9 protein-coding genes are annotated in these 15,811 nt (G+C 40.5%); 5 read left to right on the forward strand and 4 right to left on the reverse strand.

Features of this window, described 5'->3' with window-relative positions:
* Position 1: 1 nt before the first annotated feature.
* The 4 genes from ACFSKL_RS08265 (at position 2) to ACFSKL_RS08280 (ending at position 5,472) form a co-directional block, all read left to right on the forward strand.
* Positions 2 to 2,017: a RagB/SusD family nutrient uptake outer membrane protein gene (locus ACFSKL_RS08265; protein ID WP_376885231.1), complete on the forward strand. Its 2,016-nt coding sequence runs from the start codon at positions 2 to 4 to the stop codon at positions 2,015 to 2,017.
* Between the two features lie 29 nt (positions 2,018 to 2,046).
* Positions 2,047 to 3,654: a DUF5123 domain-containing protein gene (locus ACFSKL_RS08270; protein ID WP_376885234.1), complete on the forward strand. Its 1,608-nt coding sequence runs from the start codon at positions 2,047 to 2,049 to the stop codon at positions 3,652 to 3,654.
* Between the two features lie 97 nt (positions 3,655 to 3,751).
* Positions 3,752 to 4,390, forward strand: a complete 639-nt coding sequence (locus tag ACFSKL_RS08275) for an RNA polymerase sigma factor (RefSeq protein ID WP_376885237.1) — start codon at positions 3,752 to 3,754, stop codon at positions 4,388 to 4,390.
* A gap of 47 nt (positions 4,391 to 4,437) precedes the next feature.
* Positions 4,438 to 5,472 (forward strand): FecR family protein, encoded by a 1,035-nt coding sequence (locus ACFSKL_RS08280; RefSeq protein ID WP_376885240.1) that lies wholly within the window; start codon positions 4,438 to 4,440, stop codon positions 5,470 to 5,472.
* 25 nt (positions 5,473 to 5,497) lie between these two features.
* Here ACFSKL_RS08280 and ACFSKL_RS08285 read toward each other — a convergent pair whose 3' ends face one another.
* From ACFSKL_RS08285 to ACFSKL_RS08300, 4 genes are all read right to left on the reverse strand, one after another.
* Complete coding sequence (locus tag ACFSKL_RS08285; RefSeq protein WP_376885243.1) at positions 5,498 to 7,450, reverse strand: 7TM-DISM domain-containing protein; 1,953 nt, start codon at positions 7,448 to 7,450, stop codon at positions 5,498 to 5,500.
* A 207-nt stretch (positions 7,451 to 7,657) separates the two neighbouring features.
* The gene (locus tag ACFSKL_RS08290; protein ID WP_376885245.1) at positions 7,658 to 8,776 is read right to left on the reverse strand and encodes an endo-1,4-beta-xylanase; all 1,119 of its coding nucleotides are present in this window, start codon (positions 8,774 to 8,776) and stop codon (positions 7,658 to 7,660) included.
* 30 nt (positions 8,777 to 8,806) lie between these two features.
* Positions 8,807 to 9,556 carry an SDR family NAD(P)-dependent oxidoreductase gene (locus tag ACFSKL_RS08295; protein ID WP_376885247.1) on the reverse strand — a complete coding sequence of 250 codons (750 nt, stop codon included), beginning with the start codon at positions 9,554 to 9,556 and terminating at the stop codon, positions 8,807 to 8,809.
* A 475-nt stretch (positions 9,557 to 10,031) separates the two neighbouring features.
* Positions 10,032 to 12,170: an alpha-glucuronidase family glycosyl hydrolase gene (locus ACFSKL_RS08300; RefSeq protein WP_376885249.1), complete on the reverse strand. Its 2,139-nt coding sequence runs from the start codon at positions 12,168 to 12,170 to the stop codon at positions 10,032 to 10,034.
* A gap of 532 nt (positions 12,171 to 12,702) precedes the next feature.
* Between ACFSKL_RS08300 and ACFSKL_RS08305 the strand changes: the two genes are divergently transcribed.
* A complete protein-coding gene (locus ACFSKL_RS08305; protein WP_376885251.1) occupies positions 12,703 to 15,810 on the forward strand; it encodes a SusC/RagA family TonB-linked outer membrane protein in 3,108 nt (1,035 codons plus the stop codon).
* The last annotated feature ends 1 nt before the right edge of the window (position 15,811 follow it).

Below are 15,811 nucleotides of genomic sequence, written 5' to 3' on the forward strand. Positions count from 1 at the left end.
TATGAAAAAGTTTATAAATTATATATTGGTTTTGGCATTTACGTTTACATCATGCGATGATTTTTTGGATACGTCATCACCTTCTTCTATCAGTTCGGAGACTGTCTTCCAGACTACTTCCATCACCAAAGCAGCCCTGATGGGTGTCTATTCCAAATTGACAGATGCCAACATTTACGGGCAAAAACTATCAGTCAATTGGCAAGGAGTGTCGGATATCGAAAGCAATGGGACTTTCAGTGTGACGGAATACAACTCCTCAACGAGCGATTTTGGTGCGGGGAATTTCTATGATGACAGCTTCAACAACACCACAAGGTGGTATAGGATTTTTGAATTGGTAGAGTTGGCAAATTCTACAATCGATGGGATTAGAAACTCCCCAATATTGGAATCCTCGGGAGCAATCATGAAGGGCTACTTGGGGGAGGCATTGACGATGCGGGCGATGGCTTATTTTGAATTGGTCCGCTATTGGGGGGATGTTCCGTTTAAGAGTGAGACTTCCAGATCTGACTTGACTAATGTCTATATGGAAAAGACCAATCGGGATGAAATTTATGCCCAATTGGTTTTGGATTTGGCTGAGGCAGCAGAATATTTGCCATGGATGAATGCCCACGCGGAGTATGCTACCAGTGAGAGGATTACCAAAGGCTATGCAAAAGCACTTTTGGCAAAAGTGGCATTGTTTGCAGGTGGTTGGTCATTGAGGGATGGCAATACTTTTCCTGGTTTGGATGTAGAGAGACATCCTACGATCCCGGAGCAAAATGGCTATTTTGTCGGAAGGGTCAAAGACTGGAGGGATTATTACGAAATCGCAGCCAAACATACCGCAGAGATCATAGGAAGTGCTGATAATCCACATGCCCTTGATCCCGAATATGAAAACATCTGGAGGACAGTTTGTCGCCAGCAGCGGAATCCATATAACGAGAACCTTTTTGAAGTGGCTTTTGGTCTTGGAAACAATGGAGACATTGGTTCATTGATGGGGTATAGTGTTGCCGCCAATACCAAATATGGAACCAGGGGTTTTGGAGGGAGTTATGTGACTTCTACTGCTTATTATTTTTATTCCTTCGATCCCGAAGACGAAAGAAGGGATGTCACCTTGTCTTGGGTAGGATATACAGGTGAAAATAAGGAGGCTATCAATACCAATCCCTTGGATGTGAAATTTGCCAAGTGGAGGATTTATTGGATGAGTGATGCCTACTTGAGCCTGCATAGGACGGCCAATTCAAGGGTTTCAACCGGAGTAAATTGGATATTGATGAGGTATTCAGATGTATACCTGATGTTTGCTGAAGCTACCCAAGGTCTGGGCAATGCAAATGCTGCCCATCCAGTGGCAGGAATGTCTGGAATGCAGGCACTGGAAAAAGTGCGGGAAAGGGCATTTGGGGTCGGTTCTGGCAAAGTAAGCAGTTACGATCCAGATTTCTTCAAAGCAATAGTCAATGAGAGAGCATGGGAATTTGGCTGTGAATCTATCAGGAAACAAGACTTGGTAAGATGGGGGCTTTTGGATGAAAAGGTTGAAGACATGAAAAAAACACTTTGCCTGATGTTTGATAACCAAAAGCCAGTTAAAATTTTCGATAAGATTTACAATCCCTCGGACTTTCCGCAGCGGGTATTCTACAAATACTTGGACAGTGAATATATTGATCTCAACTCCATCAATTTTTATGGAGACCTTCCTGCTGATCCGGGAGGTGAATACCTTTCGGCAAATTGGTTTCCACTTGCGGCGGCGAAGCCCGAAACTGGAAATAATGTGAACTATATAGAATGGCCGGTAAGGACATTGTTGGCAGCCACAGGCTTAAACCCCTCATATGATTACAGTTCATTTTTGGGGGAAATGCAACATGGCTCAGAGATTCAAGCTAGGTTAAACCAGTTCAACATGGGTAATGGTGTGTGCTATTACAGACACCCATTTGCCATTTTCTATGAAGATATATATGAATCCAAAGGGTTTCTACAGAATTCATTTGGCTATTAAACTAAAAATATCAAAAAGACACCAATCACATGACTAATAGGATAATTTTATTTATAGCAGTATGTATCACATTGTTTTCTTCGTGTGAAGATATAAACCAATGGGAAGTGGATCCAACCTATGATGGGTTGTTCAGGCCTTTGGTATTCGAAACAGTAAATATCAATTCCACTTCGGTAGAGATAAGATATACCAAAGTGCTGGAGGCAGAAAAGTACATCTTTGAGTTTAGTGAAGACGAGCTTGAGTTTAGCGAAATCGTAAAAACGGTTGAGGTACTTGCAGATACCCTTACTCCTTTTGCAGCTTCGACAAACCAGACAAGAATTGAGTACAGATCGTTGTTCGAAGGACTGAATGGCCCTACTGGATATTCCTTGAGAATGTATGCAGTCAATGAAAGAAGCGGGCTGAAGTCTGATTATACCCAATTGTATTTTGAGACTTCTGAAGAGCAGTTGTTTACAGGGGCAGTTAGCTATTCCAATAGGATACAGATTTCATGGACACCTACTGATATGGTCAGCACCTTGATGGTGACTATTCCCTTGACTGGTGAAGAGGTCTTAGAGAAGACTTTAACACCCCAAGAGATTGCAGAAGGTACTGCATTGGTCGAAGGTCTAACTCCGGGAACTACTTATCATTTTGGTATTTTCAATGAGTCTGTCATGAGGGGTAGGATGAATGTCAGGACATCAGGCTTTTCTGACGGAATTATCATGCCTGTAACTCCCCAGGATAATTTGATTGCGCTGTTGGAAGAAGCAGTGATGGATGGGAATAGTGTGATTACGGTAGTTTTCAGTGGCCAGGAGCTATATGATCTGGGTAACTTGAGCCTTCCTGATGGAATCAACCGAATCAGCTTCACCGGAGAACCCATGCCGGATGACAGCAAACCCCATGTGTATATTCAGGAATTCAGAATATCTGATATGCTTTATGAAAACATAATTTTCGAAAACCTTGATATCCAAAGTAATTCAGGACGGCATTTTTTCTTTATCTCACACAATGGTGTAGAAATCGGACAGATTTTGTTCAAAAACAGTAATATCAGTGAATGTACAAGTTTGATCAGGCTTGGCAACAATGATATACAGATCAAAAAACTTAATTTTGATAATTGCCAAATCAAGAATACGGGTGGATGGGGTGTGATCAATATTGGTGGAAACAATGTGAAATTGGATTCAATGTCATTTACGAACAGTACTTTGACCGAAATGGGTACCCAACTGATGGATGTGAGGGCCAGTGTAAGGGATATCTTTTTAGGCAACTGTACATTTGTCAATCGGTCAAGGGCCTGGTCACAGATGTTCCGTTTTGACAACAATAATCTTCCCCTGGCTGTCCGTACAGAAAACCTTATTATTGCAGGGACTAACAGTGGAGCTACAGTCAATGCATTGAGTTTTGATATGACCCAAACTGCTCTGAACGTTTCTTTTGCAGGGAGCTATATTACAACTGATATGGAAATCAACAGGTATCCTTTTTCCGAGATTACTACTTTCCAGGGGACAACTAGTGATTTGTTTGTCGATGCGGAAAATGGGGATTTCAGAATCCAACCAGACTCTGGTTTTGGGGGCTTGGGAAGAGTAGGGGATCCACGTTGGTTTGATTGATTTGACCGAGTACTAAATATTTCAATATATAGATGGGGGTGTTTTGGCCAAGTCTCCCGTCTATATATTGAGCTACATATGATAAACCGAATCATGCATGAGCAATACCCAAAATGACAATTTAAAGCAGGATCAAGATGGTGGGGTACACCGTCTTGATCGTGTCAAAACCCTAAACTACTACAATGAAAAATCTGATTTTGATGTTTGGGGTGCTTTTAAGTTAGGGAATGAGGATGCTTTCAATTTTATCTATCGAGAGTATATGCCTGCCCTGTATAACTATGCTTACCAAAAGACAAAGGATAGAGACATTGCCAGGGAGGTGATCCAAACGATGTTTATAAAAATAAGGGGGAAACGAAACAAATTGCCAAATGTACAAAACATCAAAGCTTACCTGATGAAGATAATGTATAGGCTGGTTTTGGATGAGTATGAGAAAAGAAAAAGAAGACCGGAGGTCATTGCCTTCAGCCAAGATAGCCATTTCCCCATAGAGCTGTCGGCAGAAACCAAGATGATCAATTTTGAAATCACAAATGAAAGGAAAGAGAAATTGGAAACAGCTTTGAATTTGCTTTCTACTAGACAAAAGGAGGCTGTATTACTCAAATACCATGAAAATTTGTCTTACAAAGAAATCGCAGATGTAATGGGTCTAGAACACGTGAAATCTGCCAGAAAGCTAATTTATAGGGCGGTCTCTAGCTTGAAGGATTTCTTTCATGTCTAGCTTGGTGCAATTGGGAAACTGTTAATGGCTTATGTGATAATTGGATTATGAAAAAATACAAAGGATACGAATTGGAAGATTTCTTGATGGATGAATACTTTATCAGTTGGGTAAAGTCTTCTGACAACGAGGCTGAGCATTTTTGGAAAAGGTGGATAGAAAACAATCCTTCCAAAAAGAAAGTGGTCATGGAAGCTTACTATATCATCAGCTCCATGAATTATGGTGATCCTATCCGGATTTCAGATGAAGAACATATTGAAATTTTCGAATCGATTTTGAAGCATGACAAAGAAGACCAAAGGACTGGCCTGTTTGATAAAATCAACTTACCATTCTTCTTTAGAAATGTAGCTGCAGTACTCTTGATTGTTTTTTGTGGTTATTATGGTTTCCAGATTATCAATTTTGGTACTTCTCCAACTGTTGAAGAAATTCAGGATAGCAGACAGGTAGTCAAGATGAATCCTGCCGGCCAGAAGTCACAGATCAGATTGAATGACGGCACAACTGTATTCTTAAATTCAGAGAGTAAACTTACTTTCCCCGATCGGTTCAATGACTCGGTTCGCATAGTACATTTGGAAGGGGAGGCATACTTTGAAGTACAAAAAAACGATGACAAGCCATTCGTTGTAATGTGTGACGATGTTGAGATAAAAGTCTTGGGTACTTCTTTTAATGTCAAAAATGATGGAGATGTAGCGATTGCCCTTGTTACCGGAAAAGTACAGGCCAAGAAGAAGGAAGGGGAAGAAGTCATGCTTTCTCCAAATGAAATGGTTACATACAATCACAATGGGAAATATACCAAGTCTGAGTTTGATCCGCTGGAAACTTTAGGTTGGAAAGACAGGTATTTGGTATTCAAAAAAGATGACTTCAAAAGTGTGAAAACCAAACTTGAAAAATGGTATGGAGTAGAGATTGTTCTTACTTCAAACCTTGGTAAAAAATGGGAATATACAGGGCAGTATTTTCATGAAACACTTGAAAATGTATTGGAAGGCATAGCTGCGTCATCAGAAATCGACTTTAGGATTGACAAAAACAAAGTTTATATCTCCCAGAAAACAAAGTGAAGCCCAATCATTTTCTTTCTGTTTTCTATTCCAGGTTGACCAAAGCCAAGGTCTCCCAGCCACTGAGGTCTTTGTTGTGGTCTACTTTTTCCATGGCTTGGAGGATTTTGTTCTTGAAGGCCCAGCAAGTCTCCCTTCTCAATTCCAGGATTTCTGAAAGCTCATTCAGGGAAAGGTTGACATCTTTTCGATTGGATAAGTATAGGATGTAGAAGGCCTTTTCCATTGGAAACTTGATGTTGTGAAATAGGGTGTCTACCGTTGCAGATTCAGTATAGTTACAGTTTTTGCATCTTTTGCCATAGTTGGGGGCATCTATGGACTTGTTATAATTGCATTTTTTGCAATGGTATTTGTTCCTCCATTTCAATTCGGATAGAAATTTCAGACAGGAATCCTTATCAGGGAAAATATTCTTGAAATCCTCAAAATCAAGCCCCTTCATGAGAGCTAAGTCTTTGGTAGCTTCATTTACATTGGTCTTGAGTGTTTCATTGTTTTGGGAAAGGTAGTTGTTGATTTGTGTTACCTGAGAGTTGAGTTCTTGCAGCTTCACGTTGGTAGTCTGCAATTCCACATTCTTTTTGGCTAGGTCTGAAGCCATTCTCTCGATTTTTTCAGTCCTTGCCCTTACTTTTTCCTTAAGCTTGGAGTTGAGCTCATTGGTCAGTTGGTTGTTTCTTTCCAAAGCCAAAGTCTTTTCTTTGTTGGCCTCCATAAATTGGTTTTGGAGGAATTTGAGTTGGTTGAAGATCGAAAACGAAAACAAAACCATTTCCAAGAAAATCACCGGGTAAACAAAATACCAGTTGAGTACTGAATTGTCGAAAAGCTGTATGGTTTTGGAATAGGAATACATGATCACCAAAAACAAACACATATAGGCAAAGATATATGACCAGGAGTAGATTTTTGCCTTTATCAAAGCATACAAGCCAATTGAAAAAGGAATTGATAGGATTATAATCGTGATGATGATATAAGTGATGTAATTGAATTTATAAAAAACGGATTGGCTGATGAACAACAATATTTTAAGTGAAATAGCCAAATAGGTAAAAGTCAAGACTCTTTTGCTCTTGGTATATTTTTGGACAAATCTGTCTGAAAACAATAAAGTCGCCAAAATGATGATCAGTTCAATGATCTTTTCATTGTTGAGCTTGTTGATCCAGGGGGTGTTAGGCCAGAGATACTGGAAACCCAAGCCGTCCCTACCCAGGGAAAACCAGATACATGCTATAATCAGACATGGGAAATAGAGGTATAATGTGTCTTTCAATCTGAAAAAAAGATAAAAATTGAAAGTCAAAATAATTGTTAGGACACCGTAATAGATTCCCAGAAGAAAGTATTCGTTTAGTGAATGCTTTAAGAATTCCTCGTTTGTCCTCAACTGAAAGTTGAATTGGTGGTTATAATTTCTCTTGACTTCCAGGTAATATGTTTTTGTTTCGGAAGGTCTCAGGTCAAGGTAATAATTGAAGTTTTTATGTTTGACACTCCGATCACCAAAGGGTTTTTCAAAACCAGCGGAGGAAGTTGCATAGGAGCCATCTGGGTTGGGGAAATGGAATGTGACATTTTTGATATCAAAACCCCAAGATTCCAGATACCACGAATGGTCATGCACCGTCTGCTTGTTATGGATGGTGAACCGCATCCAAAGTGGGGAATCCAGGTAATCATACAATACATGGGAGTTGGTGGTTTTCTGAAAACGATCCCTGAACCCTTCACTGGAGATGTCTTCGATCGTGTATTTGGAAGCAGTGTCCAAGAAAAAATCAAATGAAGTATCTACTTTAAACTTGGAGATGTTTTCGTTCAGTTCTATAACCGTAACGCTTTTGGAATCGGCAAAAGATTTGGGTAGGATGAAAGACAATAATACCAATGAAATGCCAAATTGAAATATCTTCACGAATCCCAATTGACGTATAATCCGATACAATTTTTTGGATAGAATTTTATTCATAAGCTTTCAATCTAAACTCCCCAATTTAAGTTGAAGTGAATCACACCATTTTGGAATAGGGTATATTCTAAAGATAAGGGTGAAGACGAGCCAATCATTTGGCAATCTACGACCAAAATTGGTCAATTAGATAGGGTTTATGATCTGTAAAATTAAAAATTTTACTTGGCTGTCTTCTTCCAAGATAGCATTTTTTGACTCAAGGGTTTAATTTTCCGCTACTTGAACCAATGCTTCTATGATATCTTTTTTTTCCTGAAAGTTTCTATCGATCACCAGGGGATAGGCTGTCCTTCCCGGCATGGGCCAGTTGTTTAGCCAGCTTCCTCCATCATGGATACCCCAGAATGTCACCCTCGTGATTTTATCTTCATGTCTTTTGAATAGTCCAAACAACTCTCTATATCTATTTGCGAGCTTCTCCTGAATATCCTCAGGCAAGCCCTCTTTGTAAATGTTGTAACTTTCATCCGCCGGAAAAGTCGCATCTATATCAGCGCCATGTCTGTTGACGGGATTTGGCAAGACATCGATGTCAACCTCTGTGAACATCACTTTGAAACCTGCTCTTGCGATTTTTTCTATAGCCGTTTCTATGATCTCAAGGCTTGGTGAATCCAAACCATAGTGTCCCTGCATTCCTATACCGTCTATCCGGATGCCTTCTTCCCTTAGTTCTTTGGCTAGTTGAATGGCGGCATCCGTTTTTTCCGGTTTCCACATATTGTAATCATTGTAGTACAATTCTGTGTCAGGATCTACTTCATTTGTTTTGATAAATGCTCTCTTGATAAAGTCTTTGCCGGCAGTCCCAAACCACTTTGATGTTCTATACTGACCATCATCAAAAAACGCCTCATTTACTACATCGTAACCATATACCCGTCCTTTGTATCTTCCCACTACGGTTTCGATGTGGTTTTCCATCCTTTCCATCAAAGCCTCTTTTGATAGACTGGCTCCACTTTCATCTTTATATACCCAATCTGGGGTTTGGTTATGCCATACGAGTGTGTGTCCCACAACTCTGGCGTCAATCTTCTCTGCCAATTCCACCAATCTATCCATTGGCTCAAAATTGTATTGGTCTGGTTGGGGGTGGATAGAGCCCCATTTCATGAGGTTCTCAGGTGTTAGGCTATTGAAATGCTTCTCCAAAATGGCAAAGGCACGTTCTTCGGTACCATTTGCTTCCCTCACCCCAAGAGCAGCGCCAATGTCAAAGTATGGAGAGTAGCTTTTTTTCAGGGATTGGGCATTCGACCCTGTTATATTCAATATAGCTATCATTCCTGAGAGCAATAATATTCTACAATTGGAATTCATTAGGTTTATAGAGTTAGGTTTAAGTTGATTCTAAAATCCAATAGAGTTTCCTCCGTCCACGGCCAAGCTTGTTCCAGTCACATAATCAGATGAGCTGGTGGCAAAGTAATATACAGCTTCAGCAACATCTGCAGGTATGCCGAGTTTGCCCATTGGAGTCCTTCCCAATACTTTGTTTTTCCTTTCGGGATCAGCATCCAATGCTTTGGAAGACATGGCTGTAAATATAAATCCAGGAGCAACACAGTTAACCCGAATTCCAAGTGGAGAGAGTTCTACAGCCATCGCTTTGGTCATGCCTTCTATGGCAGTCTTGGCAGCTGTGTAGGCTATGACTTTTGGGATGCCATATTTGGCAGCCATGGAAGAGATCATGATTATAGATCCATTTCCCTGCTCTACCATTACCTTGCTTACTTCCCTGCTGATGGCAAATACTGAGAACACATTGGTATTGATTACATGGAAGAAATCTTCATCGCTTACTTCCAAGAAGTTTTTCTTCATATTGATTCCAGCATTGTTTACCAAAATGTCGATTTTACCGAATTCCTTTTTGATTCCATCGATCAATTCTGGGATTTTCGCCAGATTACTTAGATCAAAGGAAATGGGGAATGCCAATTCTCCCAATTCCTTTTTGGCATTTTCCAACTTTTTTGGATCCCGTCCGATAATGATTGTTTTGATTCCTTCATTTACAAATTTCTGGCTGGTAGCAAGGCCAAGCCCAGAACCACCTCCTGTAACGATGGCAACTTTTTGAGACTGTTGATTCATTCTTATATATTTTGTTTTTGTTTATTTTAACTTTTTGTAGAGACGAGAAACGAGAGGTTAGAAGCGAGAAACTAGATATTAGAGACAAAACCTGACCATGCCTGAAAATAGTTGACACTTTTTTATACTTACTACCTTATTTTATAGAGTCATATCGAATTTACCTCACCATAGGGAGGTGAAGTGAGGTATCTCCCTGCCGATCCTGATTTTACTTGACACTTTTTGTAATCACAATCGTCATTTGAACTCAACCCTAAATTTATCGCCGAACTTGTCTTCCGTCAGGAAGAGGCTTTTATCTATTTATATCGCGAAGCTTATACCGATTCTTTTGTCTCACATGACACTTGTATCTTACATCTTGAATCTCACCTACCTCGGCAACTTTGTGATCTCTGCGAGAGAAAACTTCTCCCCTTAACCTTTCAACTTTAAAACCTTAAAACCTTCCAACCTTATAACCAATAGCCAATCAAATTCCCGGGACATTTTTGGGATTGTAATTGATATAATATTCCAAGTTATGCAATGGTTGCTCTACACCTTGTGGAAGTGGCATTTTTGAAAACTGGCCGAAATAGAGTAGGCAAGCGTCTCTCCACCACTGTGCCTCTTCTGCCTGGATTTTCATAAACGATAAAGTGTGCGCAAACCTTTCCCCATCGATTTTGTTTTTTATGGATTCCCATGTTTTTATATTGGATCTTGCTTCATCGACACCTTTCTGATAGTGCTTTGCAAGCCCTTCCCAGAGTGTGTCCCCATTTTTCAATTGGTGGTCCCATGGTACGTGGTGAAACCATAATAAATACTCTTCCGGGATGCTGTTTAGATTTCCCCAATTGGTTTGTAGTTCTTTGGCGTACTGGGCAAGGGCATTGCTGCCTGAGCTTGTTCTGTCAAAACCAATACCCTGTTCCGATGCCTGGTGATAATAGGTGGATGTCCAATCTGCTCTTGATCCTCCTGTTACCCAGGGGCCAGGTCCATAGTGGTGGCTTCTAGCCATGATGTGGTGAAGGCCTAAGGGAGTCATGTAGTTGACGACCATTTCCCTTGAACCAAGCATGATTTTTCTGATCGGGGTGACGAAATCATCGTCATTTGTAAAAGTCAGTCTTAACCATTCATCGGCTATTTTTTCAGAGCTTTCATTTGGATTCCAGGCCAAACGGCCATAAGCAAACCAATTTGCCTGATGAAAATGATGTCCTGTCCAGTTTCTGTCTGTGCCAATATTAGCCACACCAGCCATGGCCGTGATGGAATTGGAGTGAAGGCTTCCATCTATCACTTTCGAAACTTCACTTCCTTTTCCATTGGCAAATGTATCTTCTCTCAACACCTCTTCATACATAGGCGCCAAAAATGCCATGTGTGTATCGTGCCCCAAGTATTCCTGGGTGATTTGGAATTCCATCATCAAGGGAGTTTTTGGCATCGCTCCGAACATTGGGTGAAAAGGTTCTCTGGGCTGGAAATCTATGGCGCCGTTTTTTACTTGGACGATGACATTGTCTCTAAACAGGCCATCCAGTGGCTTGAATTCATTGTAGGCTTGCTTGTGTCTGTCATCGGGAGTGTTTTCGCTGTAGACAAAAGCTCTCCACATCACAATGCCCCCAAAAGGTTTGAGTGCATCTGCCAACATGTTGGCACCGTCCGCTTGGGTTCTTCCATAATTGTGTGGACCAGGCTGCCCTTCCGAGTCTGCTTTCACTACAAATCCCCCAAAGTCAGGGATGTATTCATATACTTCTTTGGCTTTATCTTTCCACCAGTTTTGCACTTCCCCGTTGAGAGGATCAGCAGTACTGAGCTTGCCTATTTCTATAGGGGATGAAAATCTTGCCGTCAGGTATACCTTGATTCCATAGGGTCTAAAGACATCTGCCAAAGCTTTCACTTTTTCCAAATATTCTGGTGTCAATACGAGTGAGTTTGCATTCACATTGGTCAATACTGTCCCATTGATGCCGATGGAAGCATTGGCTCTTGCGTAATCATGGTACTGTTGGTCTATATGCCTTGGAAGTCTGTGCCAGTTCCAGATACTGAACCCGGAATATCCCCGCTCTACAGTCCTGTCCAAATTGTCCCAATGGTTCAATACCCTATGTTGGATTTTTGGGGATTGGAAAACACCCTCTTTGGGGACTGGTGTATTTCTTTGGATCATTTGTAGCAGATGAAAAGTCCCATACAATAAGCCTATATCTGTATTGGCTGTGATCAGAGTCGTCTTGTCGTTTTGTTTATCCCCAAGCTCCTGGATGGCAAAGCCATCTGGACCTAGTTCTTTTATTTTATGGGAATCCAGCAAGAATCCTTTCTGGTCAAGGTCCGAAATTTTTGAAATGAGCAGTTTTGGGTTTTTGGAACTACCCTCAGGCTTTGGACTAAAGAAGCCTTGGCTTGCCCTTTGGATTTCACCTTGGATGATGTCCAGTGTAGGGGATGAACCATTGACCTTATATTGTGTAAGCTTGTCTATTTGCCACGATTGTGGGTTGTCGATTTTATAATATTGTAACCACAGCTTGTAACCATCATTGGAATAGACAGTAAAAGAAAGGAATATCAATAATAGGTTGAGGGATAAAAATTTCATTTTGGCAATAGGTTTTTGGTTTTGATTGGGAAAATTGTTTTTATTCTATGAACAAGTATTTTCAAAAATACCACATAATAATTCTTGTTCAAAGCAAAATATATGAAATCGGTTACATATTTATTTCCTTCTATTCTGAATACTTTTGTAATTGAAATTTTGCTTGTTTTTTTATAGTTTACTAAAATAAATATCCAGGATTATCTGTTGATAAACAGAATAAATACACTGTTTTTTATTGGTAAACATACTGTTTAGATTGTTGTTTTTAATTGGGTGAATTTCAGTTAAGGAATGATATTTCAGACCAAATTTGTTTGATACGGTGCCCTATAATGTGTATTTTTCTTGTTTATTGACTTGGATCTAATTTAATAATTGAAAATTAAATGAAATCGATTGCATTTAATATTTTTTTTTAGGAGGTTTATAATACCATTTAGTTTATTCGGCTTTGTCTGACCATAAAGCCCATTTTAAACGAATGATTACAAATCAATTTATTATACTAACCCTCAAAATAATCGAAAGTATGGATTTAACATCTGCCAGACTTACCGGAGTGTTTCAAAATGCAACAGCGGGTAATTGGCTAATTCGCATGGTGGCGATGCTGGTAATTGTTTTTGTCAGCTTATCGTCAATGGCACAAACAGTAAGTGTATCGGGAGTAGTTCTCGATGAAAATGAAATGGGTCTACCTGGAGCATCGGTACAGGAGAAAGGGACCAATAACGGAGTGGTGACTGGTTTGGATGGGGATTTTAGGATCGATGTCCGAGAAGGAGCTACTTTGGTAGTTTCTTTTATTGGTTTTGTCAAGCAAGAGATATTGGTGGGGAATCAGTCTTCGATCACCATCAACATGAAGCCTGATGTCAGCGCACTGGATGAAGTGGTCGTCGTCGGATATGGTACCATGAGGCAGGAGGCGGTGACAGGTTCGGTGGCATCCATCGGTGGAGATGTAATGCGGGAAGTAGCTTCGGCAAATATCACCCAGGCACTTCAAGGAAGACTTCCCGGTGTTGATATTTCACAGACATCATCCCAGCCAGGCGCAACAATGCAGATTAGGATCAGGGGCAATCGCTCACTTACTGCAAGCAATGATCCATTGATTGTACTGAATGGGATTCCATTTGCAGGATCAATAGCGGATATAAATCCTGAAGATATAGAAAGCATTGACATTTTGAAAGATGCTTCTGCTACTGCTATTTATGGTTCTAGGGGTGCAAATGGTGTGGTTTTGGTTACCACCAAAAAAGGATTTAAAGGGCAGAAGGCCAAGATTAGCTACAGTGGTTTCCATGGTCCCCGGACGGTTTTTTCCCCATATCCGATGATGGATGGTCCTGAGTTTCTTGCGATGAGAGAAGCCGCTGGTTTGTTTGAAAACCCCGGTGCAAGCGAATCAAATGACGTAAATACAGATTGGCAAGGATTGTTTTATCAGACTGGTACAATGTCTAGTCATGATGTAAATGTCTCTGGTGGTGGAGAAAAAAGTACTTATAGCTTTGGGCTGGGTTATTATCATGATGAAGGTGTCGTTCCAACCCAACAATTTGATAGGATTTCGATGCGTGCCGCTATAGATCAAGAGATTGGAAGTCATTTGAGAATTGGTTTCAATAGCAACAATAACTTCAATACTACACAAGGATCTCAAGTGGGGTCTTATGGTATTCTAAGTATGTCACCGCTTGCAAGTCCATTTGATGCTGATGGTACTAGAAGAAGGACTATCAGTATGCCAATGGATGATACTTGGGTTGGAACTAGGGAAGTGCTGGAAGAGTTGGATGGGCAATGGTTAAATGAAACCCGTACTTATGCAACTTACAATGCCCTTTATGCCGAGTTGAAAATTCCGGGCATAGAAGGTTTGAAATATAGAGCAAATTTAGGGTTGGATTATAGGCAAACCAATAATGGTGAGTTTACAGCCCGGGGAGTCAATAGTCCGAATCCAGACACTGAATCATTTGCAGCTGTTGGGAATTCCCATAATTTTCATTGGATCATGGAGAATTTGATTACTTACGACAGGATTTTTGCCGATAAACATATTGTCAATGTGACAGCCCTGTATGCCAACGAACAAAATAAATTCTATAGCTCAAGGATGTGGGCAAGAGATATTGCAGCTAATCAGTTTCAATTCTATAACTTGGGACATTCAGATGGTGAAATTCAAATCAATCCCAATGATCAAAATTACCAACTTTGGGGTTTGAGCTCATTGATGGGGCGTGTGATGTATTCATACGATGATAAATATATGATCTCTGCAACCCTCAGGTCTGATGGTTCTTCTAGACTTGCTCCTGGGTTCAAATGGCATACATATCCTGCCGTCTCAGTAGGGTGGAATATTGGCAAAGAATCCTTTATGAGTAATGTCTCGCAAGTAGATATGCTTAAACTTAGATTGGGTTATGGTCAGACATCAAATCAAGCGATTGCCCCTTACGCTACTTTGGGAGGTTTGGGAATACGGCCTTACAATTTCGGGAATGAAGCTTTCTTGACAGGGTATTTTGTAAATTCATTACCCAATCCAAATTTGGGATGGGAATACTCTGAGACTTACAATGTAGGTGTTGATTTTGGATTTTTTAACAATCGTTTGACAGGTAGCTTAGAATATTACATTACCAATACCAAAGATATATTATTGGGAGTAAATCTTCCAGCTACCTCTGGTGTTGGCAGTTATACTGCAAACATAGGTGAGACTCAAAACAAAGGCGTGGAGTTGGCCTTAAACGGACTCATTTTCGAGAACAATGACTGGAGTTGGGAAGCTGGAGTCAACATATATGCAAATAGAAATCAGTTAGTTTCTTTGGCTTCTGGGCAGGATAGAGATGAAGGGAACTGGTGGTTTGTCGGACATCCAATCGATGTGATTTTTGATCATCAATATGTTGGGTTGTGGCAAGAAGGTGATCCGCATAGGGATATCCTGGAGCCTGGAGGAAATGTTGGTATGATAAAAGTGAAATACACAGGTGGCTATGATGACGAAGGAGTTCCTACTAGGGCAGTTGGCCCAGATGACCGTCAAATCCTTGATCTCCAGCCAAATTTTATGGGCGGTTTCAATACTCGTGTTGCGTACAAAAACTTTGATCTAAGTATTGTAGGTACTTTCAAAAGCGGCGGAGTATTGATCAGTACACTGCATTCTTCATCAGGGTATTTGAATCTGATGAGTGGTAGGAGGAACAATGTGTCTGTAGACTACTGGACACCAGAGAACACAGAGGCTAGGTATCCTGCCCCAGGTGGTTTAGCCAGTGGTGACAATCCAAAGTATGGGAGTACTTTGGGGTATTTTGATGCTTCTTATTTGAAGATCAGAACCATGACGTTGGGTTATAACTTTGACAATGCCAGCAATTGGATGACTAAGGCGGGTATGAGTAGACTAAGGGTATATGGAGCAGTCCAGAATCCATTTGTCCTGTTTTCCCCATTCAACAGAGAAACAGGTTTAGATCCTGAGACCAACTCTTTTGGTGATCAAAACGCAGCTATTACTAATGCAATTCCCAGTAGGTTATTAACCATCGGTACCAATGCACCAGCTACACGGAATTTTATCATAGGTCTTAACTTGACATTCTAAA

This window comes from Belliella marina (assembly GCF_042682445.1).
In the GTDB taxonomy this organism is placed as follows: domain Bacteria; phylum Bacteroidota; class Bacteroidia; order Cytophagales; family Cyclobacteriaceae; genus Belliella; species Belliella marina.